The following is a 26511-nucleotide window of genomic DNA, read 5'->3' as shown; positions in this document are numbered from 1 at the left end:
CTTTATCCATCATCCGGACATCCTTGTCCCGGAATGTGAGACAAGGGTGTCGTCGCTCACATGCGCCGTCCGGCTCCTTGTCCTGGCAGGTCAGGCGGGGTATGCCCCGGGCCACGGCCCGGGAGTGGGCAGGTCCGGTTCCGGTGCCACCTTGGTGTCGAACAGCTTGAAGCCCCGCCGCAGGTAGTTGTCCATCGCGTGCTCGCCGTCCTTGCTGCACGTGTGCACCCACACCCGCTTGGTCGGCGTCCGCCCCGGCCACCGCTCGGCCAGGTCCCAGGCGCGGGCCGTGCCGTACGCCAGCAGGTGGCCACCGATGCGCCGGCCGCGGAAGGCGTGGACCAGTCCAAAGTAGGCGATCTCCACCGCGCCGTCGTCCTGCGGGTCCAGCTCGATGTAACCGGCCGGGGTGCCCCGGTCGTAGGCCACCCAGGTCTCCACGCCGGGCCGTTGGAGGAACTCCCGCCAGCGGGCGTGGCTCCAGTCGAGCCGGTCGGTCCAGTGGATGTCACCGCCGACCGCGGTGTACAGGAACCGGCTGAACTCGGGCGAGGGCACCTCGGCGCGGACGATCCGGACATCGCCGTCGGGGGCGGCGGCGGGCAGGAGATCGGCCGGGGAGGTCTGCTCCAGGGACCAGGTGGTGACAGGGACGCTGCTCATGCGCGCCAGGCAATCATCCCTCCGCCCGCTCTGTCGATCGGGGGCGGAGGCTGGGGGGCGGGGGACGGCAGTGGGGCGCCGGGTCCGCCCCCGGGCCCGATGGGTCGGTTCGGGGGAGTGGGCTCCTCGGGGTAGGCGGAGGGACGGCAGTGCCGGTCGGTCAGTCCACGGCACGGTCGAGGGCCGGCAGGGGAACGGTGAACAGCATGCTGTCCGACAGGGACCACACCTCGCCCGTCTCCGGGGAGTAGGAGAGCGAGCCCGCGCCCCGGGCCCAGCAGTGGTCCGAGGCGTCGGCGCCACAGTGCGCCGCCCGGCCCCGCCCGGTGTCCTGCCGCCACAGCCCGCCGTGTCCGTCCTGCGCATCGGGCAGCCGTCCCACATACCAGGACGGCCGGTCCGCCCCGGCCTTCCGGTACGACAGCACGCCCCGGATGCCGGACGCCCGGGTCCGGTACGCCTCCACCGCGTCCGCCCGTCCCCGGGCGTCCGTGGCGAGCGGTCCGGGCCGCGCCGGACCGGCGGTCAGCGCGTACCGCCACAGCCGTGCGGCCCGGTCGCTGCCCGGTTCGGTCCGCTCCGCGGCCACCAGGCTGCCGGGTGCCGTGCCGCGGTCCAGGGCCAGCGCGCCGGGGCAGGGCGGCCCGGCCGGGGCGCAGTGCCCGGCGGTGAAACGGTAGGAGCCGACCGCGGGCAGCACGAAGCGGTGGCCGTCGGCGGACCAGCCGCCGGGCACCCGGCCGATCGCGGGCGCGTCCACCGTGGTGCGCTGGATGCGGCGCAGATCGTAGACGTAGAGCGCGTCGGCCGCGCCGGCCGTGGTGGTCACCAGCAGCTTGTCCCGGTACCGGACCATGCCGGAGACATCGGAGACCAGGCCCCGGTAGTCCCGGCCGCCGGCCACCGGCACCACCAGCAGCGCCGAGCGGTAGGCGAGGTGCGCGGGATCGTGCGCGTCGACGAAGGCCACCCGGGCGAGGCCCCGCTCGCCGGGCCGGCCGGTGCCCGTGCCGTGGGTCCAGCCGGCCAGCACGACCCGGTGGGCGCCCCGGGCGCCGTCGTCGTCGGAGACGGTCACCGAGGCCGGCCGCCAGCCGCCGGCGGTGTCGGCCGGGTCCCAGCAGTAGGCGCGGGCGGCGGCCGGGGAGAGGGGCAGGGACGCGCGGTCGTCGGCGGAGCAGTCGTCCGCCGTGCGCAGGGTGCGGTCGGCGCTGGCGAGGACGGCGTCCACGCCGACCGGGCGGCCCATCCCGGCGGCGAGCCGGTCCAGATCGCGGGCGGGCACCATGTGCTCCTGGAGCCGGAACCGCGCGGTGTCGGCCGGGGAGGTCAGTGGCTTGAGCGCGCCGGAGTCCTCGGTGACCTGGGCCTGGGAGGCGCTGATCAGGGTGGCGGCGGCGGTGAGTGCCAGCGCGGTCCCGGCCAGGACGGCCCGCAGGGCCGCGCTCCGTCTGCGCCGGCGGTGTCTGCCGCGTTGCTTCATCTCTCCTCCAGACGGCGGGCCAACTGCGCCTCATGGTCCGTACGTTGACGCGAGGAGCAGGTGGGGAGGCCCGTACGGGATGCTACGGCAGGAACGGGCCGGACAGGGGCGGGATGGCGCGGTCGGAGAGGAATCGGTACGGACACCGACGGGACCGGAGGTCCGGGCGCTCATCCGGGGAGCGGCGCGTCCACGGTCTCCAGCGCGGCGATCCGTGCCTCGTGGACGGCATTCCGTTTCTGCGTCACCGTCGGTGCCGTCGACTGGGGGAGCAGGGCACATGGGTCATCCGGAAGAGAAACTTCCACTTCCACATCGTCGCAGAAACGATACGGCCGATGCTGGAGGAGTTCCCCGAGGTACCGCCGTATTCTCGACATCTCCGCGCGGACGGTCACCGTCCGGGATGAATCACCGAACAGATCCTCGGCCAGCCCTGCCGCCCCGTACCCGGCGCGGTGCTCCGCGAGCAGGAACAGCAGTTCGGCGTGGCGCGGACTCAGCTCCCGCGACCAGTGACCCGTCGCGTCCGTGACCGCCACCGCGGCGCGGTCCGGCCGGGCCAGGTCCAGCACGACGCGGCGCGCGGCCCGGGCGAGCGGCCGCTCCTGCGCCCGCAGCAGCCAGCCCCCGGCCAGCGGCTCCACCGCGCACGAGCCGAGCGGGGCCAGCCGCAGGTGGCCCGGTGCCAGCGACTTGGGCAGCGTCACGCGCCGCACGTACGGCATCCCGGTCACCGCCGCCGTCCAGCCGTCCCGGTCCACCACCACGGCCCGCCCGGCCAGCCGGGCCAGCACCGGTGCCGCCACTGCCCGCAGCCGCTCCAGCGAGGCCAGGTGCAGGTCCCGCAGCCGGGCCTCGGCCAGCTTGGCCACCGAGTCCACCCAGGCCAGCGTGGCCGGGTGCATCGTCTCCAGCGGACCGCTGACGTCCACCACGCCGAGCAGCCGGCCGTCCCGGGGGTCGGTGATCGGCGCGCCGGTACAGGTCCAGGACGTCTGCGAGCGGACGAAGTGCTCCCCGGCGAAGACCTGCACGGGCCGCCGGACCACCGCCGGGGTGCCCACCCCGTTGGTGCCCACGACGTCCTCCCGCCAGTCCGCGCCCGGTTCGAACCCGAGTCCGTCGGCCCGGCGCAGCACCGCGGAGGCGCCCTCCCGCCACAGCACCCGCCCGTCGGCGTCCGCCACGACCATGATGTGCTGCACGGCGTCCGCGACCGGCAGGAGACCTTCCCGGAGCACCGGCAGGACGTGCCGCAGCGGAGACTCCTCCCGCCGGCGCCGCACCTCGTCACAGGACAGCAGTCCGGACCGGCGGTCGCGTTCCGGGTCGACGCCACTGCGCAGCACCCGTCCCCAGGACTGCTCGATCACCGGCCGGGGCGCGATCCGCGCACGCCGTCCGGCGAGCGCGGCCTCGCGCACCTCGCTCAGCAGCCGCGCCGCCTGTGCCGCGTCCAGGGCGGCCAGACGCGCCACATCCATCGGCGGGTTCCCCACTGCTGTCCTCCCGGAAATGGGTGTCGAACACACGTGTAAAGCCGTCCGGGCGGCGGTTTCCGGTCCGACTGTGCACTCATACTGCCGGTCCGGGCCCGGCGGAAGCACAGACTCCGCACACGTGCCCGCATAAGTTGCAACCCCTTGCAACCCTGGTGAAGCGCGGCGAGTCGGCCGAGACTTGACCCGACGCGTTGCGCGTCCGCGGGGCTCAACGGGCCCAGGCGGTGGGGGTGGTGCCGTGTCGGCGCGGCACCACCCCCTGCCGCCGGCGGGACCGGCGGCGCCGGGGACGGCTGAGCGCGGGGCGTCCGGTATGCCCGGCCCGGCGCGCGGATCGCGGAGTTCGCCGCCTCTCGTAGGGCAGCTTCACCCACGCGGGCCCGGGCGGCGGCGCCCCCGGGCGAGTGCAGCCGGCCGCGCCCTGCACGAACCTCCTCAGCCGAACGCTGTCAGGACAGTCCCGGCAACCGGACGCCGTCAGGCGTATCCCTCAGTCGAACTCCGTCGGCCGTGCCCGTCGTACCACCGCTTCAAGATCCAGGCCCGTCGGCAGGGTGCCGAAGGACGCGCCGTGGTCGCCGCCGAGGCGGGAGGCGCAGAACGCGTCGGCCACCTCCGCCGGCGCGTGCCGTACCAGGAGCGATCCCTGGAGCACCAGCGCCAGCCGCTCCGCCAGCCGCCGGGCCCGGCCCTCGACGCCCTCCAGGTCGGCGAGTTCGGTGAACAGGTCCTTCACCGCCCGGTCCAGACGGTGATCGGCGCCGTGCGCCCGGCCGATCTCGGTCAGACAGGCGTCCAGCGCGCCCGGCTCCCGGCGCAGCGCCCCGAGCACGTCCAGCGCCTGCACGTTCCCGGCACCCTCCCCCAGGGAGTTCAGCGGCGACTCCCGCACCAGCCGGGGCAGCCCGGACTCCTCGACGTACCCGTTGCCGCCCAGGCACTCGGCGGCCTCCACGACCACGGGCGCACACCGCTTGGTGATCCAGAACTTGGCGGCCGGCACCGCGAGCCGCAGGAACGCGCGCTCCTGTTCGCCGCCGTCGTCGCAGGCCGCGGCCAGCCGCAGCGCGAGCGCCGTCGCCGCCTCCGACTCCAGCGCGAGATCGGCGAGGACGTTGCGCATCAGCGGCTTGTCGATCAGCTTCCCGCCGAACGCCTCCCGGTGCGCGCAGTGGTGCACCGCCTGGGCCACGGCCTGCCGCATCAGCCCCGCCGAGCCGAGCGCGCAGTCCAGCCGGATCGCCGCCGACATCCCGGCGAGCGCGTGCGCACCGCGCCCCTCCTCGCCGACCCGGCGCGCCCAGGTGCCGTCGAACTCGACCTCGGCGGTGGCGTTCGCGCGGTTGCCCAGCTTGTCCTTCAGCCGCTGGATCAGGAAGACGTTGCGGCTGCCGTCCGGCAGGACCCGGGGGACCAGGAAGCAGGTGAGCCCGCCCGGCGCCCGCGCCAGCACCAGGAACCCGTCGGACATGGGCGCCGAACAGAACCACTTGTGCCCGGTGAGCAGGTACGTCCCGGCCTCGGCGAGCGGCCGCGCCTCGGTCGTGCCGGCGCTCGGGTCGCTGCCGCCCTGCTTCTCCGTCACCCCCGTCCCGAACAGCGCGCCGGGTTTCCGCCCGGCGGGCCGCAGCTCCGGGTCGTAGACCGTGGACGCCAGCCGTGGCTCCCACTCGGCGGCCAGCTCCGGGTCGGCGCGCAGCGCGGGCACGGCCGCGTGCGTCGTCGACAGCGGACCGCAGGTGCCCGCCTCGACCTGCGTCCACACCAGGAACCCGGCCGCCCGGCGCACGTGCCCGGCCGGCCGCGTCCAGGCGCCGGTCAGCCCGGCCGAGACACCCTTGCCGAGCAGCCGGTGCCAGGCCGGGTGGAACTCCACCTCGTCGATGCGGTGGCCGTACCGGTCGTGGCCGCGCAGCCGCGGCGGCTGCTCGTCCGCCTGCACCGCCCACTGCCGTAGCTGCGCCGAGCCGGCGGCCCGGCCGAGCGCGGACAGCTCCGCGCGCACCTCGTCCCGGACGTCCGGGACGGTGTACCGGCCGACGGCCTCGGCGAGGGCGCGGTCGGCGGTGAAGACGTCGTAGCCGACCAGCGGGGGAGGCTGGTTGGTCACGGTGTGCGTGGAGGTGCCTGCCATGGTGGGCAACCTACCCGGGAAGGCCGCGGTGATGGCCTCCGGAGGGGCTCGGCCGGGCCCCGCCGCGCACCGGGACCGGCTCCGCGGCCCCGGAGGAACCGGTTGCGGGCCCCGGAAGGTGAGGGCGGTCCCGTGCTGCGGATACCTTTGGCTCGTGCAGCCAGCAAGTGAAACCCCCGAGCGCCCGGCCGGCCGGCTCCACCGGGCCAGAGCCCTCTACCGGAACGTCTCCAAGCGCAGGACCGCCTGGCTGTTGCTCAAGGACACCGTCAACTCCTGCATGGAGTACCGCATCCTGGGCCTGGCGGCCGAGGCGGCGTTCTTCACGCTGCTGTCCGTGCCGCCGCTGCTGCTGAGCCTGATCGGACTGCTCGGCTACGTCGACGCCTGGACCGGCGCCGACACCATCCACAGCCTGGAGACCAACCTCCTGGACGCCTCCCGCACGGTGCTGTCCGACAAGGGCGTCAAGGAGATCGCCGAACCGATCCTGGACGACGTGCTGAAGGGCGGCCGGCCGGACGTCATCTCCATAGGCTTCCTGTTCGCCCTGTGGTCGGGCTCGCGCGCGGTGAACGTCTTCATCGACACCATCACCGTGATGTACGGCCTCGACGGCGTCCGGGGCATCGTCAAGACCCGGATCATGGCGTTCCTGCTGTTCATCGTGGCGCTGCTGGTCGGCTCGGTGGCGCTGCCGCTGATGGTGGCCGGACCGGACGCGGTGGTCCGGATCGTGCCCTGGTCGGAGACGGTCGTCCAGGTGCTGTACTGGCCGGTCGTGATCGTCCTGTCCATCGTCTTCCTGACGACCCTGTACCACGTGTCGGTGCCGGTCCGCTCCCCGTGGATCGAGGACGTGCCCGGTGCCCTGGTCGCCCTCGCGATGTGGGTCCTGGGCAGCTTCCTGCTGCGCATCTACCTCACGTACACCATCGAGGGCGCCACGATCTACGGCTCACTGGCCGCCGCCGTCGCCGTCCTATTGTGGATCGGTGTGTCCGCCTTCGCCGTGCTGGCGGGCGCGGCCGTGAACGCGGCCATCGACCGGGTCTGGCCGGCCGCCGCCACGGCCGCCGCGCGCGAGGCCAACGAGCGGATGCGGGAGGCGCAGGTCGCCGAGTACGTCGCCCGCGCGGCGGCGGCCCGCGACATCGACCCCGACGACCCCGACATGCCCTCCGAGTTCCCCGAGCGCTGGTCCCGCTTCCTGCCGCCCGAGGACGTCTCGGCCCGGCTCCGCGCCCACGCCAAGAACCCGCCCCAGACGCACCACAAGGCCAACGGCGAGAACCCGGGCGGTGGCGGCGGCTTCGACCAGGGCCCGCCGCGTCCGTAACTGCGGCGGCGCCGCGGACCGGTTCGTCCCGCGCGATCCGCGGCCGTCTGCGCCGCACCACCGTCGAACGGTGCGCCGGCCGCGCTTTATAGGGATCTCCAATTCGGCCTCCGCTGATGTTGTACCGCCGTACGTTGCCCGCTTCTCGGGGCGATTGTTACGTTTTTCCGGCCGGCACGCGTCGCCAGATGCGGTTTCGGCACATCAGCACTCCTACTGTGGAGGGTCCAGTTGGCTGGAAAGCTCAAGAAACTCGTAGTGGTCGCTCTGGCCGCCGTCGGTATGGCGGTCGGGACGACCAGCGGCTCGGCCTATGCGATCGATAACGTGACGTGCAACAACAACGAGTTCGTGGCCGTCGATTTCCACTACGCCATTTCCGGCGACCAGGTGCACGCGTGTTTCGCCAACGCCGGCGACTTCTGGTTCTGGGACCAGTACGCACAGGGCATGTACGTCACCAAGATCTGGACCGGGAACAACCGTGTCCAGTGGTTCGGGGACCAGCGGTGGCAGCCTTCCGAGGCGATCGGCAAGAACACCGCCATGTTCTGGCCGAATTACCCTGGTGGGGTGAAGATAGAGGCGATCCGCATCCTCTGAGCCGTCCGTGGTACACGGCCTCATTGTCTTTGACGGCGAGTAGCAGCCAAAAACAATGAGGCTTTCCGCGCCCAATGCGGTCCGGTCCGCCGTCTCACAGCGGAGATGCGCACAAGCTGCGGTATTGCAGGGCCCACCAGATTTCGAACGTCGTCTCCGTGTTCTGGAGGTCTGCCCGGGTCAGCGCGGCGAAGCGGTCCAAGCGGTAGCGGAGCGTGTTGACGTGGATGGACAGCGCGGCGGCGGCCTCGGGGATCGACCGTCGCCGGGACAGATAGGCTTCGACGCTGGTGAGCAGGGTGTCGCCGATGGCGCTCTCCGCCTCCACCGGCGCGATGTACCGGGCGTGCAGGTGCTTCCCCAGCTCCGGGTCGTTCACCACGGGCAGCCGCAGCGCCATGCGCCGGCGGTCCACGATCCCGCGGTGGCCGAACCGGGTCGCCGCCTCGAGCAGCCGCGTGGCCTCGGCGAACCCGTCGTGCAACTGCGACAGGACGGCCGGGCCGGCCAGCCCCGCCGTGACGTCGTCGGCCGGCTCGCCGGTGACGGGGCGGGACAATACGGCTGCGGCATCACCGCCGTAGGCGCCGGCCAGGACCGTGTGCCGCGGACCGGCCGCACGTTCCAGCATGCGGGTGAGCGCTAAGGGGTCGGTGCTCGCCGACCGGGCCCGCAGCACCCAGAACCGACGGTCTGCGGCGAGCCCGAACCCGGCCCCCGCCGCGACCATCTGCTCAGTCGTCATCGTGCCCTCCAGCACATGGGCGAGCAGGGTCGTCCGCTGCCGCTCCGCACGACGGGTGAGGTCCATCCCGGCTTCCCGGTGACCGGCGAGCAGCTCGTCGCCGTAGTGGTCGCCGAGCCGCCAGATCCGCTGGACGCCGAGCAGCATGGCGTCGGTGGAGACGCCCTGGTCCCGGGCGATCCGGAGGAACTCGTCACGCAGCAGGGCGATGCCGTGGCGGTAGGCGGCCAGGACGTCGGCGACGGGAACGCCCTGCAGTGCCCGGCGCCGTCCGGTCTCCCGCTCGTCCCGCGCCACCTCGTCGCCGGGGTGTTCCTCGCCCTGAAGGGCGGCGGCCACGCGGACGACATCGCGGTGCACGGACTGCCGGACCTCCGGCGTCGGGACCACGCGATACGAGCCGATCCCGGCGGTCGCCTCGCACTGCGCGGCCGCCAGATCCTCGGCCCGCAGCAGCAGCTTCCCGGCCACCAGAGCGAGCTGGGCCTTGAGCGATGCGGACATGTTCCGCCCCCCTTTTCCCTCGGTGTCGCATGAACGGTCCGGTCCCCACGGACGACGCGGCGCCCGACCGTGACGGTGGCGCGCGGACATGGGCCGGCGAACGGGCCACCCGTGCCGCGGCTCGGGGACGCTTCGAACGCTAGGGGTTCGGCGGGCCCGGATCGTCACCGCGCGGTGGGCGATTCCGTGTAGCCCGTGGAGGGGACAGGGGCTCCCTCCGTAGCCCGCACAGGGGACAACGGTTCGCCGGGCGGTCAGCCGAAGGTGACCGGGCCGTTCGGGGTGTCCACGGTGAAGGAGAGCGCGGCCGGCCCCGCGGTGAGCCGCAGCGAGGTGCCCAGTGCGGCCAGCCGGTCACGCACCGCCTCCGGGTCGGGCGCCGAGGCCGACACCGCAAGCAGCGGGGCGACCGGCAGCCCCGAGGCGGCCGGATGGAGGGAGTCGCCCCAGTCGATGAGGAACGGCACGGGATCCGGGGCGTCCCCGGGGCCGGCGCCGGTCAGCCGCCACCGCAGCACGGTGCCGTCCGGCGTGCGACGGCTCATGGGCCGTACCGGCCCCGGGTCGTGGCCGCGCGCCCGGACCGCGGCGAGCGCCGCGTCCAGATCGGGCGGGCTGATCGCCCACGTGAGCACGGCGGGCCCGGTCAGCCGGTCGACGCCGAAGGGGCGCGGTCCGGTGGGCTCCGGCTGCTCCGGATCAGGGCCGATGATCTCCAGATAGCTCCGGCCGCCGAGGCCCACCAGATGGTTCCGCGTGCCCAGCCCGGGGTGCGCCCCGCCGGGCGCGGGGGTGATCCCGGTCCGCCGGGCGAAGCCGGCGACCGTCGCGGCCAAGTCCGGTGTGGCGAGGACGAGATGGTCCAGCAGCGGCGGAACGGCGTTCATCGGCGAGACGTTACGGGATCGGCCCGCCCGGGGGAACGCCTGTGCGGCACCATGGGGGACATGATCCGTGCCGCACGCGCCCTGCCGCTGCTCCTGCTCCTGCCCGCGCTGCTCACGGCGTGCGGGACCGAGAAGGCGGACCCGGGCGACGTGACGGCCGGCGCCGGCACCCGGACGACCGGGACCGGTGCCGGGACCGGGAAGGCGGCGGCCGGGGGTGCCCGGGCATCGGCGTCCGCCGCGCCCGGCCAGGCCGAACTGGACGAGCGGCTGCGGGCCTTGGGTATCGCGCCGGAACTCGTGTACGTCACCGACGTACCGGGCTTCACGCCCGCGCAGCAGTCCCTCGGGGTCAACGGCGACGACGGCTTCTCCCTCTCGTACTGGGCCCGGAACGGCGCCGTCCTGCACCTCTACGCGGAGCGGGGCAGCGCCGCCGACTGCCCCGAGAGTTACGTCTGCCTGGCGCCGGCGAAGGGGCACGTGGTCCGCATCAGCGGCGAGAAGACCGCACCCGGCGTGCTGCGGCGGGCCGCGGACGCCGTCCACCGTCCCGCACCCACGGAACTGGCCGGTCTCCTGCCGCCGCCCCGCACGGCGACGGCCCCGGTGGAGCGCGGCGACCTCCCGCCGTACGGCGACGGAGCGCCCGACAACAGCGTGGGGGAGGGCGGTTGACCGGGCCGGGCACCGGAGCGGCCGGCGGTGCCGGAACGGAGCCCGGTGGTGCCGGGACGGAGTCGGCCGGACCGGGGGCCCCGGGTGCGCCCGCCCTGCTGCTCCTGTACACCCGCACCGCCGACTACCGCCACGACTCCCTCCCGGACGCCGTGGCCGCCGTCCGGGCGCTCGGCCGGTTCGCCGTGGAGCACACCGAGGACCCCGCGGACCTGGAGCGCCCGCTGGACGGGTTCGCGGCCGTGGTCTTCCTGTCCACCAGCGGAGAGGTGCTGACACCGGCCGGGCGCGAGCGGCTGGCGGAGTACACGCGGTCGGGCGGCGCGTTCGCCGGGGTGCACGCGGCGGCCTGCACCGAGTACGGCTGGCCGTACTACGGCCGGCTCCTCGGCGCCCGCTTCACCCGCCACCCCGCCTACCAGCCGGGCCGGGTCCTCGTCGCCGACCCCGGCCATCCCGCCACCCGGCGGCTGCCGGCCGTGTGGGAGTTCACCGACGAGTGGTACGACTTCGACCGCGCCCCGGGCGGCCGGGCCCGGGTGCTGCTGCGCGCCGACGAGACGTCGTACGACGGCGGCGGGATGGGCGCGGACCATCCGCTGGCCTGGTGCCGTGAGCGCGGCCCGGCGGGCGGACGGGTGTTCTACACGGCCCTCGGGCACGCCGCCGGCGCGTACCGCGACCCGGACTTCCTGGCGCACCTGAACGGCGGGCTCACATGGGCGGCGGGCCGCGCCGAGTGACGTTTCTGCGGTGAACCCGTTCCTCCGTTGGGGTGACTAAAGGTCGCGTACAGGGATGGTCACGTGTCTATCTAGAGATGCTCTTGTCTTGGCAAAGGGCGTCGGGACGCGCGGTCCGTCCCCGCCCGCGTCACCTCCCACAGAAGGAGCCGGACCTTGACTTACGGTAAAAAGCTGCGCGCACGCATCGCCGGGCCCGGGACCACACCGCTGATCGGCGTGTACGACATGTACTCGGCGTCGATCGCGGCCAAGCACTACGACGGGATGTTCGTCTCGGGCTTCGGCTTCGCGGCCTCGTACTACGGGCTGCCGGACATCGGATTCATCGCCTGGCCGGACATGGTGGCCTTCGTGCAGCGGCTGCGGGGCGCGTTCCCTCACCACCATCTGCTGGTCGACATCGACGACGGGTACGTCGACCCGGAGGTCGCCTGTCACGTCGTGGAGGGGCTGGAGCGCATCGGCGCCTCCGGCGTGATCCTGGAGGACCAGAAGCGGCCCCGCCGCTGCGGTCACGCCGACGGCAAGCAGGTGCTGCCGCTGGACGAGTACCTGGAGAAGCTGAACAAGGTCCTGGAGACCCGTAAGGACCTGGTCGTCGTCGCCCGCACGGACGCCACGGACGAGCACGACATCCTGCACCGCGCCGAACGGCTGGCGGCCACCGACGCCGACGTGGTGCTGGTCGACGGGGTGCGCAGCGTCGAGTGGATCAAGCGGATCCGGGAGGTCGTCGGGGACAAGCCGCTGCTGTTCAACCAGATCGCCGGCGGCAAGTCGCCCCGGCTCTCCCTCGGCGAGCTGTCCGGCCTCGGCGTGGACGTCGCCATCTACAGCACCCCCTGCCTGTTCGCCGCGCACGAGGCCATGGACACCGCGCTCACCGGCCTGAAGGAGGCCGACGGCCGGCTGCCCGAGGTGGACCCCGCGAGCGGGGTCGGCGTGCAGGCGTCCACCAGCCTGCTGGAGCGCAACATCGCCCCCGAGCGGCTCACTCCCGAGGGCGTGGGCGTGTGAACCGTGCCGTGTCCCGGCTCGGCATGGCCACGACGGCCGCCGCCGCGCTCCTCGGGGCCGGTGCCGCACCCGTCGTCGCGTCCGACAGCCTGATCACCGTGATCGACAACTCCCATGCCGACTCCTGGCTCGAAGTCGATCGCGCGGCCAATGTGCAGAACGGCAGCGGCACCGCCGGCAGCGACCACGACGGCAGCGCCGTGGACGTGGTGGAGGCCCTCGTCGCCGCCGGCGGCCGGGGCGGGGAGGACTGAGGGACGACGGACTCCGACGGCGGCCGGGCACCCCGTGCGGGGAGTGCCCGGCCGTCACCGTGCCGGGACCGCCGCCCGGCGGCCCGGCTCAGTCCTCCGTGACATCGGGGCGGCCGTTCTCGTCCAGCTCGACATCCTCCTCCGGGTCGTGCTCGTCGGCGGGCGCGGCCACGGTGACCCGCTGCGGTCCGGGGGCGAGCGTGCGGCCGCCGGCCTGGGCCGCGCCGTAGCCGGTGGGCAGGGCTGCCGCGGCCACGGCGAGGGCCGCAGCGATACGCGTGGTGTGGTTCATACCCGGCCAACGACCCGCGCGGCGGCGGGGTCACCGCCCGGCGGCCCGGGAAGACGGAGTGACGCGGAGGCCGCGCCTCACGCCCCCTCCGGCGGCCTGGGCGGCACCTGCGTGCAGCGGAATACATCCGGGCGTGGTGGCGCTCTTATGTGAACGGTGCACGCACCGCTGTGCGCGTGCGCGGGCGCGGTGAAGGGCGGGTGGCGATGACGGCAGACCAGACGGGCCCCGTGGTCGGAACGCCTCACGGAGCCGTACGCGGCCGGTACGAGCGGGGAGTGGCCGTCTTCCGGGGCATTCCGTACGCCGCGCCGCCCTTCGGTCCCCGGCGGTTCCGCCCGCCCCGGCCGCCCGAGCCGTGGGACGGCGTCCGGGACGCCGCCGCCTTCGGGCCGACCGCGCCGAAACCGCCGTACTCGGAGGCCTTCGCGCCGTACCTGTCCGACCCGGCCGTCCCCGGCGACGACTGCCTGAACCTCAACGTCTGGACGCCCGAGCCCGGCCCCGGCGCCCGGCTCCCGGTGCTGGTCTGGCTGCACGGCGGCGCGCTGACCAGGGGCTCGTCGGCGGTGCCGGTGTACGACGGCGCCGGCTTCGCGCGCGACGGGGTGGTGTGCGTGTCGGTCAACTACCGGCTGGGCGTGGAGGGCTTCGGACTGTTCCCGGACGCGCCCCCGAACCCCGGCCTGCGGGACCAGTTCGCCGCGCTGTGCTGGGTGCACGAGACGATCGCGGCCTTCGGCGGCGACCCCGGCCGGATCACCCTGTGCGGCCAGTCGGCCGGCGCCATCGGCACCGGAGTCCTGCTCGCCGCGCCCCGCACGCGCGGGCTGATCCGGCGGGCGGTGCTGCAGAGCGGCCCGCCCGAGGTCGCGGACCGGGACAAGGTGCGGCGCATGGTGCGCCGGATGGCCGCCCGGCTGCGGATTCCCGCCACCGCCGAGGCGTTCGCCGCCGTCGACCGCGCCCTGCTGCTGCGCACGCAGGCCGAGGTCGGCCGGCTCGGCAGCCCGGTGCTGGGCGGCCCGGCGTTCGGCATCGTCGTGGACGGCGACCTCGTACCCCGCGACCCGCTGAAGGCGCTGACCGACGGCACCGCCGCCCCGGACGCCGAACTGCTGATGGGCTGGACCCGGGACGAGTACCGGCTGTGGCTGGTGCCCGGCGGGCTGCTGGAGCGCGTCGACCGGCTCGGCGCGGTCGCCCTGGCCGGGGCCATGGCCCGCTGCCGCGCCGGTCACGAGATCCCGCGCGGCTACCGCGCCCTGCGCCCCGGTGCCGGAACCGCCGAGATCGTCGGCCAGATGGTCACCGATCACCTGCTGCGGGTGCCGCTGCACCGGCTCGCCGACGCCCGGCCCGGCAGCAGCTACCTGTACGAGTTCGCCTGGCCGTCCCGGCTGCCCGGTCTCGGCGCCTGCCACGCGCTGGAACTGGGGTTCGTCTTCGGCACCGGAGACCTGCCCGAGGCGAAGAAGCTGGCCGGCGAGGGCGCCCCGCGCGCGCTGTCCGAGGCGATGCACACCGCCTGGGTGCGGTTCGCGGCGACCGGGGACCCCGGCTGGCCGGCCTGGGACGCCACCCACCCGGTCCGGGTCTTCGGCGACGGCGACCCGCACACCGTGTACGGGCCACGGGACGCGGAGATCGCCCTGTGGACGGCCGCCGCCACCGTCCCGGAACCCCCGCGCCAGGCCGTGCCCCGCGCGCCCGGCGCCGAACTCGCCGCCGCGATGCGCCGGTTGCGCCACTCGGTGGGCGCCCTGCGGCACTGAACCACCGCCCGGCGGGCGCCCTGCGACACGGGTACGTCGCTCAGCGCCGGCCGGGTCGCCGGACCGGGTCCGCGACCGCGCGGGGGAGCGGTCCCGGCGGTGCGGAGGGCGGAGCGCGCGCCGGTGGCGCGGCACGGGCCGAACGTCCTCAGGGGCCGGCCGGGTGGTGCCCGCCGGCGCGCCTGGGGCCTGCCGGCCACGCGTCTGTGCTGGTCGGGTGGTGCCCGCCGGTGCGCCCGGGGCGTGCCAGGCACGCGTCCGGTGCCGGCCACGCGTCCGTGGTGGCTGGGCGGTGCCCGTCGGTGCGCCCGAAGCGCGCTGGCTACGCGTCCGTGTCGGCCGGTTGGTGCCCGCCGGTGCACCTGGGGCCTGTCGGCTACGCGTCCGTTCGGCCGCCGGGTGGTGCCCGCCGGTGCGCCCGGGGCACGTCGGCCGCGCGTCCGTGTCGGCCGGCGCGGGCCGCCGGTCCCTCCCGGGACCCGTCCGCCGCCGGACCCCGCGCTCCGTGGAAGAGGGGCCTCAGGCGGCCGCCACCGTGTGCGCCAGGGCTTCGATCGCCTCCGGGCCCACTCGGCAGCAGCCTCCGATCAGCCGGGCGCCCGCGGTCCGCCAGGCGTTCACCTGCTCCGCGTCGAACGTGGTCCGCCCCCGCCAGGCGCGGGCCCGGGCGTCCCAGTCCTCGCCGCTGTTGGGATAGACCACGACCGGTTTGCCGGTGACCCGCGCCGCGGTCTCCACGGCGGGCCCGACGTCCGCCGGCGCGCAGCAGTTCACCCCGACCGCGATCACCTCGTCCGCACCGGCGGCGAGCGCGAACGCCTCCTCCAGCGGCTGGCCGGCCCGCGTCCGCGCTCCGTCGACCGTGTACGACAGCCAGGCCGGCACCCCCAGTCCGCGCACCGCCCGCAGCAGCGCGGCGGCCTCGTCGGTGTCCGGGACGGTCTCCAGCGCCAGCACGTCCGGCGCGGCGGCGGCCAGCGTCTCGAGCCGGGGCCGGTGGAAGCGCTCCAGCTCCGCCACGCTCAGTCCGTACCGGCCCCGGTACTCGGAGCCGTCCGCGAGCATCGCGCCGTACGGTCCGACCGACGCCGCCACCCACAGCGGGCGCCGGATGCCGGTGTCCGCCGCCTGCCGGGCCGCCGTGCGGGCCAGTTCCACGCTGCGGGCGAGCAGCCGCGCGGCCCGCGCGTGGTCCAGGCCGCGCCTGCCGAAGCCTTCGAAGGTGGCCTGGTAGCTGGCGGTGATCGCCACGCTCGCGCCGGCGCGGAAGTAGGCGAGGTGGGCCTCCGTGACCGCCTCGGGCCGCTCGGCGAGCAGCCGTGCCGACCACAGCTCGTCGCTCAGGTCGTGCCCGGCCGCCTCCAGTTGATTGGACATGCCGCCGTCGAGGACGACCGTCCCGGCGGCGAGGGCGGCGGCGAGGCCGATGGAGGTGTCGTCGCTGGTCATGACACGACGCTAGTCGACGCGGTGCGCGGCCGGCGCGGGAGGATGCCGGACGGAGGCGCGGGCGGGCGGGAAGCGCCCGGTGCCCGGCCACGGTGCCGTCGGCCGCGGGCCTGGTCCGTGACGAACCGTTCGCCCGGGGTCTGGTGCCCGCGGGGGCGGTACGGGTGGGATGGACGCCCGGGGCGCTCCGGCCGGAACCGGGGCGTCCCGGGTTCCCCGTCGAGGAAGGACGGCCACCGCCGTGATCGAACTGCCCGAGGACGACCGCGAGACCAGCCCGTACACCGGTTACACCCGCGCCCACTGGGAGGCCGCGGCCGACGCGCTGCTCGCCGCCGTCGAGCCGTACGCCAGCCCCGACCGCGCGCTCTACCACCTGCCCGGCGACCACGTCAGCCACTCCGGCCGCCTCTCCGACGGCCTGGAGGGCTACGCCCGCACCCTGCTGCTGGCCGCGTTGCGCCGGGACGAGACCGCGCTCGGCCGGTACGCCGAGGGCCTCGCCGCCGGCCCCCGCGGCGTCTGGCCCGGCATCACTGACCGCAGCCAGCCGCTGGTCGAGGCCGCCTCGATCGCGCTCGCCCTGCGGCTGACCCGGCCACTGCTGTGGGACCGCCTCGACGACGCGGTGCGCGGGCGGACCGCCGACTGGCTGGCGGACGCGCTCACCGCCGTGCCCTGGCCGTGCAACTGGGAGCTGTTCCCGGTCACCGTCGGCGGCTTCCTCGCCGAGATCGGCCACCGCGAGAAGGAGGCCCGCGAGGCGGTCGACCGCGGCCTGGAGCGGATCGAGCGCTGGTACGCCGGCGACGGCTGGTACACCGACGGCGACGGCCGGAAGTTCGACTACTACAACGGCTGGGCCCTGCACCTGTACCCGGTCCTGCACGCCTGGCTCGCCGGCGACGCCGGCCTGCTCGCCCGCTACGGCCGCCGGCTCTCCCGCCATCTCGCCGACTACGCCCGCCTGTTCGGCGGCGACGGCGCCCCGCTGCGCCAGGGCCGCTCGCTGACCTACCGGTTCGCCACGGCGGCCCCGCTCTGGCTGGGCGCGCTGACCGGGCACACGCCCCTGCCCCCGGGACAGACCCGGCGCCTGGCCTCCGGAGCCCTGCGGTACTTCGTCGACGGCGGCGCGGTCGACGAGCGGGGCCTGCTGCCGCTGGGCTGGTTCGGCCCCGACACCTCGCTCGTGCAGAGCTACTCGGGCCCCGCCTCGCCGTACTGGGCCAGCAAGGGCTTCCTCGGCCTGCTGCTGCCGCCCGGACACGAGGTGTGGACGGCACCGGAGGAACCGGCACCGGCCGAACGCGCCGACGCGGCGCACCCGGTGCCCGCGGCCAACTGGCTGCTCCAGTCCACCGCTTCGGACGGACTGGTCCGGCTGCACAACCACGGCAGCGAGGACGCGCGGTACGACCCGTACTACACCCGGCTCGCCTACTCGACCGCCACCGCGCCCGTGCCGTCGTACGACAACAGCGTGCTCGTCGGCGGCGAACCGGGCCGCACGGGGATCGAGCCGCTCGGCACGGGCGCGGACTGGGCCGCCTCCCGGCACACCGTGCGCGCCGGGATCACCGTCACCACGCTGGTGGCGGTCCGGGGTGCCGTGGAGGTGCGGGCCCATCTGGTGGCGGGCGCGGCCCCCGGGACACCGGTGCGGGTGACGGGCTGGCCGGCCGGGGACGGCGTGCACGCCGAACTCGCCCCGGCCGCCGGTCTGTCGGCGGAGCTGACCGGGGTCACCGGGGCGGACGGCGAGCCGGCGCTCTTCGTGGCGCTGGCCCGGCTCACCGGGGAACCCGAACCGGCGCCACTCGCGGAGCTGGTGTCCGTGGCGGTGCGGGCGGAGGCGGGCGCCGGGCAGGACCGCGAGGTGCGGGTGAGCTGGGCGGAGGGCCCGGCCGCCGTCTTCCGGTTCACCCCGGCGGACGGGAACGCCTGGTCGGTCACGCCGGGCTGAGCCGCCCCCGGCCGTCCGGGGCCCCGTGCGCCGGGCCTGCCTCGGCTCGCCGCCGTACCGCGGGGCGCCGGGCGCGGCCGTGGACGCGGCGGCCGGCCGTCCCGGGCGGGGACGGCGCTCTCGCACGACTGCGTCCGCTACGACTACGACTGCGTCCGCTACGACCGCGTCCGCGCGCTCGGGCGCAGCGTCTCGGTGAGCAGGTCCGCGAAGTGCGCCGGGTGGTCGAGGGCGCCCAGGTGCCCGCCGGGGAACTCGGTGAAGGCGCACCCCAGCCGCCCGGCGACGGCCTCGGCCGTGCGGTGCAGGAGCTGCCCGCGCGAGTCGGTGCCGGCGGCGACGGTGAGCCGGCCGGGGAAGGCCGGCACGGCGGGCGCGTACCGGGTGAACGGGCGCAGCACCCGGCCCAGGAAGACGCCCATGGGAGTCGCCGACCCGCCCTCGGCGGCCGGCCGCGGCTCCGTGTCCAGCTGTCCGATCAGCTCGGCCCGCCGCGCCGCCCCGTCCGGCAGCACCGTCACGCACGGCGGCTCGTGCGCGACCACGTGCGCCAGCCGCTGCGGATACCGGGCCAGCAGGTCGAGGACCGCGATGCCGCCGGAGCTGGTGCCGCACGCGTACGCCGTGTCGCCGGCCGGCAGCACCTCCTCCAGCACCCGCCGCGCGCCCTCGCTCCAGTCCGCGACCCGCTGCTCGGCGACCGGCTCGCCGAGCCGGCCGTGGGCGAGGCCCAGCGGGTCGTACGTCACCACGGTGAAGCGCGTGGCCAGCCGGTCGGTGAGCGGGTCGAGCCCCATCGGGTGCCCGGCCCCGCCCGGCACCAGCAGCAGCACGGGACCGCGCCCCGTCACCTCGTAGGACGGCGTGTCAGACATCGTCGTGCTCCTCCCGCTTCTGCTGCTCCGCCCGGTGCTCCCGGGGCCAGTGGCTGAGGGCGAGGTGCAGGGCCTCGACCGCCTTGTCCCAGGAGGCGCGTACGTCCCGGTCCGCGCCGAAGCCGCCCGCGCTCTCCAAGACGCAGTAGCCGTGGAAGGTGCTGCGCAGCAGCCGCACCGCGTCCGTGAGGTCCGGTTCCGCCAGGCCGTAGGCGCGGAGCATGCCGTAGGTGATCTCGGCGGTGCGGCGCAGCGCGGGGGAGTCGGCGATCAGGGCCTGGTCGACGCGGAGCTGGGTGGCCGCGTACCGGCCGGGGTGTTCCAGGGCGTAGGCGCGGTAGGCGCCGGCGAACGCCGTCAGCGCCTCCTTGCCCGCCCGGCCGGCCACGGCCGCCGCGATCCGGTCGATCAGCTCCCCGCCCGCGTACAGCGCGAGCCGGGTGCGCAGGTCCTGGAGCGAGCGGACGTGCGAGTACAGACTCGCGTCCTTGACGCCGAAGCGGCGGGCCAGCGCCGAGACGCTGACGCGGTCGAGACCGACCTCGTCCGCCAGTTCGGCGGCCCCCGCCACCAGCCGCTCCGCGCTGAGCCCCGCCCGTGCCATACGCCCGCCTCCTTGGATGTCTAGGCGTCATCCTAGAGTATCTAGGAAACGGGCGGGGAGGTCCCGTCGGCCGCGGAGAAGACGAAGGAGAACCGGGCCGGTTCGGCGCGCAGGTGGTAGCGGGGCAGCGGGCCCGGGCCGCAGGACTGGGAGCCGATGCCGTGCTGGCCGTGGTCCAGGTTGACCCACACGTCCCCGGTGGCCGGCACCAGATCCGTGCGGTGGGTCGCGGCGTCCAGCAGCTCCGTCGGCCAGCGGCGGGCGGTGAGGAAGAACGCCGGGTCGCCCTCGATGCGCAGCCCGCCCAGCTCGGCCCAGCGCACGTCGATCCGGGCGCCGTTCTCCTGGGGGCGCACGTACGGCGTCTGCAGCGCGTCCACGGTCGACTCCCAGCGGCCGGTCAGCGCCGCCGCCCTGGTGTCCGGGTACGCCTCGCCCGGGCCGCCGCCGTACCAGCGCACCCGGTCGGCGGCCGGCAGGCGCAGGCGGACGCCGAGGCGGGGCAGCGGGACGGTCCAGTCGCCGTCCGGGACCGTGGACACCGTCAGCCGGAGCCGGTCCCCGTCCGAGGTCCACCGGTACTCCGTCCTCAGTCCCGGCTCCCGGCCGGCCGCCGCTACCCGGGTACGGACCGTCAGGGCGTCCGCGCCCACCTCCACCGCGTCCAGGCGGTGCCGCATCCGGTGCAGGCCCAGCTTCCGCCACAGCGTCCCGTAGCGCGGGCCGCTCTGCCAGGCGGCGCCGTCGTCGTTGTCCGTGGTGGCCCGCCACACGTCCAGCCGCAGCTCCGTGACGGACACCGCGCCGACGCTGCGCAGCGCGCCGGTCCGGGCGTCGAACACGGCCGGGCCCAGCGTCACGGTCCCGTCGCCGGGCACCGGCCGGGCGGTCGCGGCGACCCGCGGCGTGCGGCGCCCCGACACCGGGAGCTGGCCCCAGGCGACCACGTGGTCCGCCGGCGCCCACGAGGTGCCGGCGGCGAGCCGGGCCCGGACGGTCCACCAGGCCTCGCCGTCCGGCGCGCCGTCCGGCACGGCGGGCAGTTCGACGGCGGCGGACTCGCCGGGGGCCAGCGGGGGCACCGTCAGGGTGCCGGAGCCGGCGGGCTCGCCGTCGACCTCGTAGGACCAGGTGAAGGCCAGCGCCGACAGGTCCGCGAAGTCGTACCGGTTGGTGACGCGGACGGCGCCGGCCGGGCCGTCGCCGGTGATCGCGACCGGCTCGATCACCTTCTTGTACTCGACGAGGCCGGGCGAGGGCCGCCGGTCCGGGAACAGCAGGCCGTCGCAGACGAAGTTGCCGTCGTGCAGCTCCTCGCCGAAGTCGCCGCCGTAGGCGTAGCCCAGCTCCGGATGGGCGATGCCGTGGTCGATCCACTCCCAGACGAAGCCGCCCTGGAGCCGGTCGTGGGTGTCGAACAGCCACTGGTAGTCGGCGAGTCCGCCCGGCCCGTTGCCCATGGCGTGGGCGTACTCGCACAGGAGGAACGGCAGGGCGCGGCGCCGCCGCGGGCCGCCGTCCAGGCGCCGGCCGATCCGCTCCACCTCGGTGTGGTCCGCGTACATCCGGGAGTACACGTCGGTGTCTCGGCAGGTGGGGTCGCCCTCGTAGTGCAGCAGCCGGGAGCCGTCCCGGGCGCGGATCCACTCGGCCATCGCGGTCAGGCCCCGCCCGGTGCCGGCCTCGTTGCCCAGCGACCAGACGACCACGGAGGGGTGGTTCTTGTCCCGTTCGACCATCCGGGCCGCCCGGTCGAGCAGGGCCGGCGTCCAGCGGTCGTCGTCGACGGGGTTGTCCCGCCAGCCCTGCTCGGTGAAGCCGTGCGTCTCCAGGTCGCACTCGTCGATCACCCACAGGCCGTACTCGTCGCACAGGTCGAGGAAGGCCGGGTGCGGCGGATAGTGGGAGGTGCGGACCGCGTTGACGTTGTGCCGCTTCATCAGCAGCACGTCCTCGCGCATGGTCGCGTGGTCCAGCGCCCGGCCCTTCTCGGGGTGCCACTCGTGCCGGTTGACGCCCTTGAACAGCACCGGGCGGCCGTTGACCTTGATCAGGCCGTCGGCCAGCTCCACCGTGCGGAACCCGATGCGCAGCGCCACCCGCTCGCCCCCGGCGGCCAGCACGCCGTCGTACAGCCGGGGTGTCTCCGCCGACCACGGCTCGGCCGGCACCGTCACCGGCTCGCCGGTCGCCGTGTCGACGCCGAGGTCCGGGACGGTCACCCGGCCGGCCACGTCGGCGTCGACCCGCAGCGTGCCCTCGCCGGTGGTGTGGTCGTACGAGGCGTGCACGAAGAAGTCCCCGACGCCGCCCGGCGGCCGGTGCAGCAGCGTGACGTCCCGGAAGATGCCCGGCAGCCACCACTGGTCCTGGTCCTCCAGGTACGAGCCCGCCGACCACTGGTGGACACGGACCGCCAGCACGTTGCGGCCGGGCTCCAGCAGGTGCCCGACCGCGAACTCGTGCGGCAGCCGGGAGCCCTTGAACTCGCCGAGGTCCGTGCCGTTCAGCCAGACGCGGGCGCAGGACTCCACCCCGTCGAAGCGGAGCACGGCGCCGCCGTCCGCGGGCCAGCCGGCGGGCAGGGCGAAGACGCGCACGTGGTCGCCGGTCGGGTTCTCCGTCGGCACCCGGGGCGGGTCGACCGGAAACGGATAGAGGTGGTTGGTGTAGACGGGCGAGCCGCGGCCCTGGAGCACCCAGTGGCCGGGCACGGACACCTCCGCCCAGCCGCCGGTGTCGAAGTCCTTCGCCGCGAAGGAGTCGTCCTCCGCGTCGGCCGTGTCCGACAGCCGGAAGCGCCAGCGCCCGTTGAGGGACAGGGAGGGGGAGTCGCAGGCCGCGTACCAGGCGCGGGGCGGCAGCGCTCCGGAGCCCGGCGAGACGTCCTCGACGTACGCGGTGGTCGTGCGGACGGACATGGGTCTCCTAGCTCAGCCCTTGCTGCCGGTCTGCGCGATCCCCGCACCAGCCGGCGCTGGAGGAAGAGGAACACCGACAGCAGGGGCAGGATCGAGAGGGCGGTCGTGACGGTCTGGTGGGTCAGTCGTCGAGGAGTTCCCGTACGAAGGTGTTGGTGAACGTGCCCGTGGGGTCCAGGGAGCGGGCCAGGGCGCGGAAATCGCCGAGTCGCGGGTACCGGTCACGGAGGTCCGCCGCCGGTATCTCGTACACCTTTCCCCAGTGCGGGCGCGGATCGAAGGGGGCGAGCGCCTCCTCCAGCCGGCGCACCACCGGCAGCACCGCCGCCTCGTCGCGCACCCAGGTGAAGTGCAGCGCCACCGAGTCCCGCGCGTACGCCGGGCTCAGCCACTGCGCGTCCGCGGCGACCGTGCGCACCTCGCAGATCTGGAGCACACCGGCGACCGCGTCCCGGATGCCGTCGACCGCGTGCAGCGCGTCGAGGGCCGCCCCGCGCGGCAGCAGGTACTCCGACTGGATCTCCTCGCCGCTGCTCGGTGTGAACTCCGCCCGGAAGTGCGGCAGCCGCTCGTGCCAGGGGCCCGGCACGCCGAGCTGCCGGGTGCAGTTGGCCGCGGGCATCCCCGGGACCGGGTGCACCGCCTCGGCCGCCGGCGCCGCCCACGGGAAGTCCACGGCCGGCTGGTCCGTCCGGCGCTTGACCCACACCTGCCTGAACTGCGGCCGCCGCCAGTCGGTGAACAGGCTCACGCTGTACGCCGCCGCCGACACCGCGGCGAAGTCCAGCCCCGCCAACGGCAGTTCCGTGAACACGTGCTGCTCGACCTCGTAGGCCGGCTCCAGGTCCAGGGTGAGCGCGGTGACCACGCCCAGCGCGCCGAGCGAGGTCACGGCGCCGTCGAAGCGGGCGTCGCCCCGGCGCAGCACCACCGTCGAGCCGTCGGCGGTCAGCAACTCCACCTCGCGCACCGCCGACCCGAGCGGACCGTTGCCCACGCCCGACCCGTGGGTGCCGGTCGCCACCGATCCGGCCACCGAGATGTGCGGCAGCGACGCCATGTTGGCCAGAGCGAGACCCCGGGCGTGCACGGCACGGGCGAGTTCCGCGTACCGGACGCCGCCGGAGACCCGGACCGTACGGGCCGTGCCGTCCACGTCGATCACCGGCGGCAGACCGGCGACCGACACGAGCACGCCCTCACCGCCCGGATCGGCGATCCGGTTGAAGGAGTGCCCGCTGCCCAGCACCCGCACCTTCCCGCTGCCGGCCACCACGGCCCGCAACCCCTCGACCGTGTCCGGCCGGTAGAACTCCTTGGCCGTATACGTGACGCTGCGCGCCCAGTTGGTGACCGTCTCCGGCATGTCTGCCATGGTTTCCTCCCCGCCTGCGGGTCCGTTGACCCTCTGGTTGGCCGGGACCTACCGTAGAGACCGATTGCTGTCCGTGCGTCGCCGAGCCGGAAGGCCCCCTCCTTGACCGAGCGCGTGCAGGCCCTGTTCGCCATGACGGCCGAGAACCTGCCGCTCGTCTTCCCGCCGGAACTGCTGGCCCGGCTGCGCGCCTGCGTGGACATCGATCCCGCCCTGGTGGCGCGGGACTTCACCGAGCCCCGGGTGCGCGCCGCCCTCGCCCGCACCGAGATCCTCGTCACCGGCTGGGGCTGCCCGCGCCTGGAGGCGGACGTGCTGGATGCGGCACCGCGGCTGCGCGCCGTGCTGCACGCGGCCGGCTCGGTCAAGGGCTTCACCGGCCCGGAGGTGTGGCGGCGGGGCATCGCCGTCTCCTCGGCCGCCGCCGCCAACGCCCTGCCCGTCGCCGAGTACACGCTCGCCATGATCCTGCTCACCGGCAAGGACGTCTTCGCGCTGCGCGACCGGCTGCGCGAGGGGCGCGCCTTCCCCTACGACGGCGTCCTGACCGGCGTCGGCAACCTCGGCCGCCGCGTCGGCGTGGTCGGCGCCTCCCGCATCGGCCGCCGCCTCATCGAACTGCTCCGCCCCTTCGACCTCGCGGTCGCGCTCGCCGACCCGTACGTGGACGCGCCGGAGGCCGCCCGCCTCGGCGTACCGCTGCTGCCGCTGGACGAACTGCTCGCCACCAGCGACACCGTCAGCCTGCACGCCCCGCACACCGCCGAGACCCGCCGTCTGATCGGCGCCCGCGAACTCGCCCTCATGCCCGACGGCGCGGTGCTGATCAACACCGCGCGCGGCGCCCTGGTCGACCACGAGGCGCTCACCGCCGAGCTGCGCGCCGGACGCCTCGGCGCCGTACTGGACGTCACCGACCCCGAGCCGCTGCCCGCCGGCTCCCCGCTGTACGACCTGCCCAACGCCTTCGTCACCCCGCACCTGGCCGGCTCCCAGGGCAACGAGCTGGCCCGGCTCGGCCGGGTGGTGGTGGAGGAGGCCGAGCGGCTGTCGTCCGGCGCGGCGCTGCGGTACGCCGTGGACCGGGCGGAGCTGGAGCGGACGGCCTGACCGCACGGCCCGCCGCCGTACCCGGGATACGACCCGGGGCCGCCGTACCGGAACACGTCACGTGCCGGGCGGGGACCCGGCACGGACGGGCCCGCGGCGGGGGCATACGGTGAGAGCCGTACGCCTGAACCGGGAGGAGAAAGACGAATGGGCAGTCGTACCGCGCTGGTCGAGGATCTGATGGAGCGGTTCCCGCAGGTGCCGCGGGAGGCCGTCGTCAAGGAGGACCTGCTGCGGGGCGGTGTCGCCTTCGACAAGTCCGCCCTGAGCGACAACGAGGCCGGGGACGTCAAGCCGAAGTCCTACTTCATCTTCTCCTTCGACCACGGCACCCTGCCCGAGCTGGGCGAGGCCGCGCTGCGCCGCCCCCCGGAGGAGATCATCCTCACCGGCGGGCCGTACGACCTGCGGCGCACGGTCGTCTCCGTGCGGGTGAACCCCGCCTCGCCCTACCGGGTCGCCGCCGACGAGGAGGGCCTGCTCGGGCTGTACCTCGACGGCAGGCGCATCGCCGACGTCGGCGTGCCGCCGATGCCCGAGTACTACCGGCACACCCTCTCCAACGGGAAGTCCGTGATGGAGGTCGCGCCGACCATCCAGTGGGGCTACCTGATCTATCTGACCGTCTTCCGGGTCTGCCAGTACTTCGGCGCCAAGGAGGAGTGCCAGTACTGCGACATCAACCACAACTGGCGCCAGCACAAGGCGGCCGGACGGCCGTACACGGGCGTGAAGGACGTCGAGGAGGTCCTCGAAGCCCTGGAGATCATCGACCGGTACGACACCCAGAAGGCGTCCACCGCCTACACCCTCACCGGCGGCGCGATCACCTCCAAGGTGGCGGGCCGGGACGAGGCCGACTTCTACGGCCACTACGCCAAGGCCATCGAGGAGCGCTTCCCGGGCCGCTGGATCGGCAAGGTCGTCGCCCAGGCGCTGCCCAAGGCGGACGTGCAGCGGTTCAAGGACTACGGCGTGCAGATCTACCACCCCAACTTCGAGGTGTGGGACCGCCGCCTGTTCGAGCTGTACTGCCCCGGCAAGGAGCGCTACGTCGGCCGGGACGAGTGGCACCGCCGGATCCTGGACTCCGCCGAGGTGTTCGGCGCCCGCAACGTGATCCCGAACTTCGTGGCGGGCGTCGAGATGGCCGAGCCGTTCGGCTTCACCACCGTCGACGAGGCCATCGCCTCCACCACCGAGGGCCTGCGCTTCTTCATGTCGCACGGCATCACGCCCCGCTTCACCACCTGGTGCCCGGAGCCCACCACACCGCTGGGCAAGGCCAACCCGCAGGGCGCGCCGCTGGAGTACCACATCCGGCTGCTCCAGGCCTACCGGCAGACCATGGACGACTTCGGCCTGTCCTCCCCGCCCGGCTACGGCCCGCCCGGCCCCGGCCGTGCCGTGTTCTCCGTCAGCTCCTTCATGGACAGCCTGCCCGCGGCCACGACGGAACAGCGGCCGCAGGCACCGGCGCGGGGGTGAGCCGGACGGCCACGGCGGCCGGTCACCGGAGGTGAACCGGCCGCTCGCCGGACGGGAACGGGACGGGCCCTGTGCCCCGCCGCGAGGTCTTCCGCGAA

At 74.8% G+C, this 26511-nt stretch carries 22 protein-coding genes; 10 read left to right on the top strand and 12 right to left on the bottom strand.

What is annotated here, in order from left to right:
- Positions 1–90: 90 nt before the first annotated feature.
- The 4 genes from ACZ4SV_RS11670 to ACZ4SV_RS11655 all read right to left on the bottom strand — a co-directional run bounded on the left by ACZ4SV_RS11670 (position 91) and on the right by ACZ4SV_RS11655 (position 5785).
- Positions 91–663 carry a GNAT family N-acetyltransferase gene (locus ACZ4SV_RS11670; protein ID WP_397968956.1) on the bottom strand — a complete coding sequence of 191 codons (573 nt, stop codon included), beginning with the start codon at positions 661–663 and terminating at the stop codon, positions 91–93.
- 160 nt (positions 664–823) lie between these two features.
- Positions 824–2146, bottom strand: a complete 1323-nt coding sequence (locus tag ACZ4SV_RS11665) for a hypothetical protein (RefSeq protein ID WP_468003516.1) — start codon at positions 2144–2146, stop codon at positions 824–826.
- A gap of 170 nt (positions 2147–2316) precedes the next feature.
- Positions 2317–3633 carry a GAF domain-containing protein gene (locus ACZ4SV_RS11660; protein WP_468003514.1) on the bottom strand — a complete coding sequence of 439 codons (1317 nt, stop codon included), beginning with the start codon at positions 3631–3633 and terminating at the stop codon, positions 2317–2319.
- Between the two features lie 508 nt (positions 3634–4141).
- Positions 4142–5785, bottom strand: a complete 1644-nt coding sequence (locus ACZ4SV_RS11655; RefSeq protein ID WP_468003512.1) for an acyl-CoA dehydrogenase family protein — start codon at positions 5783–5785, stop codon at positions 4142–4144.
- A 154-nt stretch (positions 5786–5939) separates the two neighbouring features.
- Between ACZ4SV_RS11655 and ACZ4SV_RS11650 the strand changes: the two genes are divergently transcribed.
- Positions 5940–7124: a YihY/virulence factor BrkB family protein gene (locus ACZ4SV_RS11650; protein ID WP_468003510.1), complete on the top strand. Its 1185-nt coding sequence runs from the start codon at positions 5940–5942 to the stop codon at positions 7122–7124.
- A gap of 231 nt (positions 7125–7355) precedes the next feature.
- Positions 7356–7727 (top strand): beta/gamma crystallin domain-containing protein, encoded by a 372-nt coding sequence (locus ACZ4SV_RS11645; RefSeq protein ID WP_468003508.1) that lies wholly within the window; start codon positions 7356–7358, stop codon positions 7725–7727.
- Between the two features lie 94 nt (positions 7728–7821).
- Here ACZ4SV_RS11645 and ACZ4SV_RS11640 read toward each other — a convergent pair whose 3' ends face one another.
- Together ACZ4SV_RS11640 and ACZ4SV_RS11635 are read right to left on the bottom strand one after the other, a co-directional pair.
- Positions 7822–8976 carry a PucR family transcriptional regulator gene (locus ACZ4SV_RS11640; RefSeq protein ID WP_468003506.1) on the bottom strand — a complete coding sequence of 385 codons (1155 nt, stop codon included), beginning with the start codon at positions 8974–8976 and terminating at the stop codon, positions 7822–7824.
- Between the two features lie 254 nt (positions 8977–9230).
- Positions 9231–9863, bottom strand: a complete 633-nt coding sequence (locus tag ACZ4SV_RS11635; protein ID WP_468003504.1) for a VOC family protein — start codon at positions 9861–9863, stop codon at positions 9231–9233.
- A 60-nt stretch (positions 9864–9923) separates the two neighbouring features.
- Here ACZ4SV_RS11635 and ACZ4SV_RS11630 point away from each other — a divergent pair, with 60 nt between their 5' ends.
- The 4 genes from ACZ4SV_RS11630 (at position 9924) to ACZ4SV_RS11615 (ending at position 12558) form a co-directional block, all read left to right on the top strand.
- Positions 9924–10541 carry a membrane lipoprotein gene (locus ACZ4SV_RS11630; RefSeq protein WP_468003502.1) on the top strand — a complete coding sequence of 206 codons (618 nt, stop codon included), beginning with the start codon at positions 9924–9926 and terminating at the stop codon, positions 10539–10541.
- Positions 10542–10636: 95 nt separating this feature from the next.
- Positions 10637–11284 (top strand): ThuA domain-containing protein, encoded by a 648-nt coding sequence (locus ACZ4SV_RS11625; protein ID WP_468004134.1) that lies wholly within the window; start codon positions 10637–10639, stop codon positions 11282–11284.
- A gap of 156 nt (positions 11285–11440) precedes the next feature.
- Complete coding sequence (locus ACZ4SV_RS11620) at positions 11441–12304, top strand: isocitrate lyase/PEP mutase family protein (RefSeq protein WP_365871875.1); 864 nt, start codon at positions 11441–11443, stop codon at positions 12302–12304.
- Positions 12301–12558: a hypothetical protein gene (locus ACZ4SV_RS11615; protein WP_365871877.1), complete on the top strand. Its 258-nt coding sequence runs from the start codon at positions 12301–12303 to the stop codon at positions 12556–12558. The genes ACZ4SV_RS11620 and ACZ4SV_RS11615 overlap by 4 nt, the downstream gene beginning before the upstream one ends.
- A gap of 88 nt (positions 12559–12646) precedes the next feature.
- Here ACZ4SV_RS11615 and ACZ4SV_RS11610 read toward each other — a convergent pair whose 3' ends face one another.
- Positions 12647–12850, bottom strand: coding sequence for a hypothetical protein (locus ACZ4SV_RS11610; RefSeq protein WP_468003500.1), 204 nt, complete (start codon positions 12848–12850; stop codon positions 12647–12649).
- Between the two features lie 206 nt (positions 12851–13056).
- Between ACZ4SV_RS11610 and ACZ4SV_RS11605 the strand changes: the two genes are divergently transcribed.
- Complete coding sequence (locus tag ACZ4SV_RS11605; protein WP_468003498.1) at positions 13057–14625, top strand: carboxylesterase/lipase family protein; 1569 nt, start codon at positions 13057–13059, stop codon at positions 14623–14625.
- A gap of 519 nt (positions 14626–15144) precedes the next feature.
- Here the strand turns inward: ACZ4SV_RS11605 and mmuM are convergent.
- A complete protein-coding gene (mmuM, locus tag ACZ4SV_RS11600) occupies positions 15145–16074 on the bottom strand; it encodes a homocysteine S-methyltransferase (protein WP_468003496.1) in 930 nt (309 codons plus the stop codon).
- 244 nt (positions 16075–16318) lie between these two features.
- Here mmuM and ACZ4SV_RS11595 point away from each other — a divergent pair, with 244 nt between their 5' ends.
- Positions 16319–18040, top strand: a complete 1722-nt coding sequence (locus ACZ4SV_RS11595; RefSeq protein WP_468004132.1) for a DUF2264 domain-containing protein — start codon at positions 16319–16321, stop codon at positions 18038–18040.
- Positions 18041–18198: 158 nt separating this feature from the next.
- On the opposite strand, the gene ACZ4SV_RS11590 is transcribed toward ACZ4SV_RS11595, so the two are convergent.
- From ACZ4SV_RS11590 to ACZ4SV_RS11575, 4 genes are all read right to left on the bottom strand, one after another.
- Positions 18199–18915 carry an alpha/beta fold hydrolase gene (locus ACZ4SV_RS11590; protein ID WP_468003494.1) on the bottom strand — a complete coding sequence of 239 codons (717 nt, stop codon included), beginning with the start codon at positions 18913–18915 and terminating at the stop codon, positions 18199–18201.
- A complete protein-coding gene (locus tag ACZ4SV_RS11585; protein ID WP_468003492.1) occupies positions 18908–19519 on the bottom strand; it encodes a TetR/AcrR family transcriptional regulator in 612 nt (203 codons plus the stop codon). The genes ACZ4SV_RS11590 and ACZ4SV_RS11585 overlap by 8 nt, the downstream gene beginning before the upstream one ends.
- Before the next feature lie 41 nt (positions 19520–19560).
- Positions 19561–22440 (bottom strand): glycoside hydrolase family 2 TIM barrel-domain containing protein, encoded by a 2880-nt coding sequence (locus tag ACZ4SV_RS11580; RefSeq protein ID WP_468003490.1) that lies wholly within the window; start codon positions 22438–22440, stop codon positions 19561–19563.
- A gap of 121 nt (positions 22441–22561) precedes the next feature.
- Positions 22562–23806 carry an FAD-binding protein gene (locus ACZ4SV_RS11575; RefSeq protein WP_468004130.1) on the bottom strand — a complete coding sequence of 415 codons (1245 nt, stop codon included), beginning with the start codon at positions 23804–23806 and terminating at the stop codon, positions 22562–22564.
- A 111-nt stretch (positions 23807–23917) separates the two neighbouring features.
- On the opposite strand from ACZ4SV_RS11575, the gene ACZ4SV_RS11570 reads away from it, so the two are divergent.
- Together ACZ4SV_RS11570 and ACZ4SV_RS11565 are read left to right on the top strand one after the other, a co-directional pair.
- Positions 23918–24925: a hydroxyacid dehydrogenase gene (locus ACZ4SV_RS11570; RefSeq protein ID WP_365871893.1), complete on the top strand. Its 1008-nt coding sequence runs from the start codon at positions 23918–23920 to the stop codon at positions 24923–24925.
- 147 nt (positions 24926–25072) lie between these two features.
- Positions 25073–26413 carry a radical SAM protein gene (locus ACZ4SV_RS11565; protein WP_365941528.1) on the top strand — a complete coding sequence of 447 codons (1341 nt, stop codon included), beginning with the start codon at positions 25073–25075 and terminating at the stop codon, positions 26411–26413.
- Positions 26414–26511: the final 98 nt, after the last annotated feature.

It is taken from the genome of Streptomyces sp. NPDC027672 (assembly GCF_055566335.1).
Note: the sequence above shows the minus strand (reverse complement) of the source record. Positions and strands in the feature narration are given on the sequence as shown.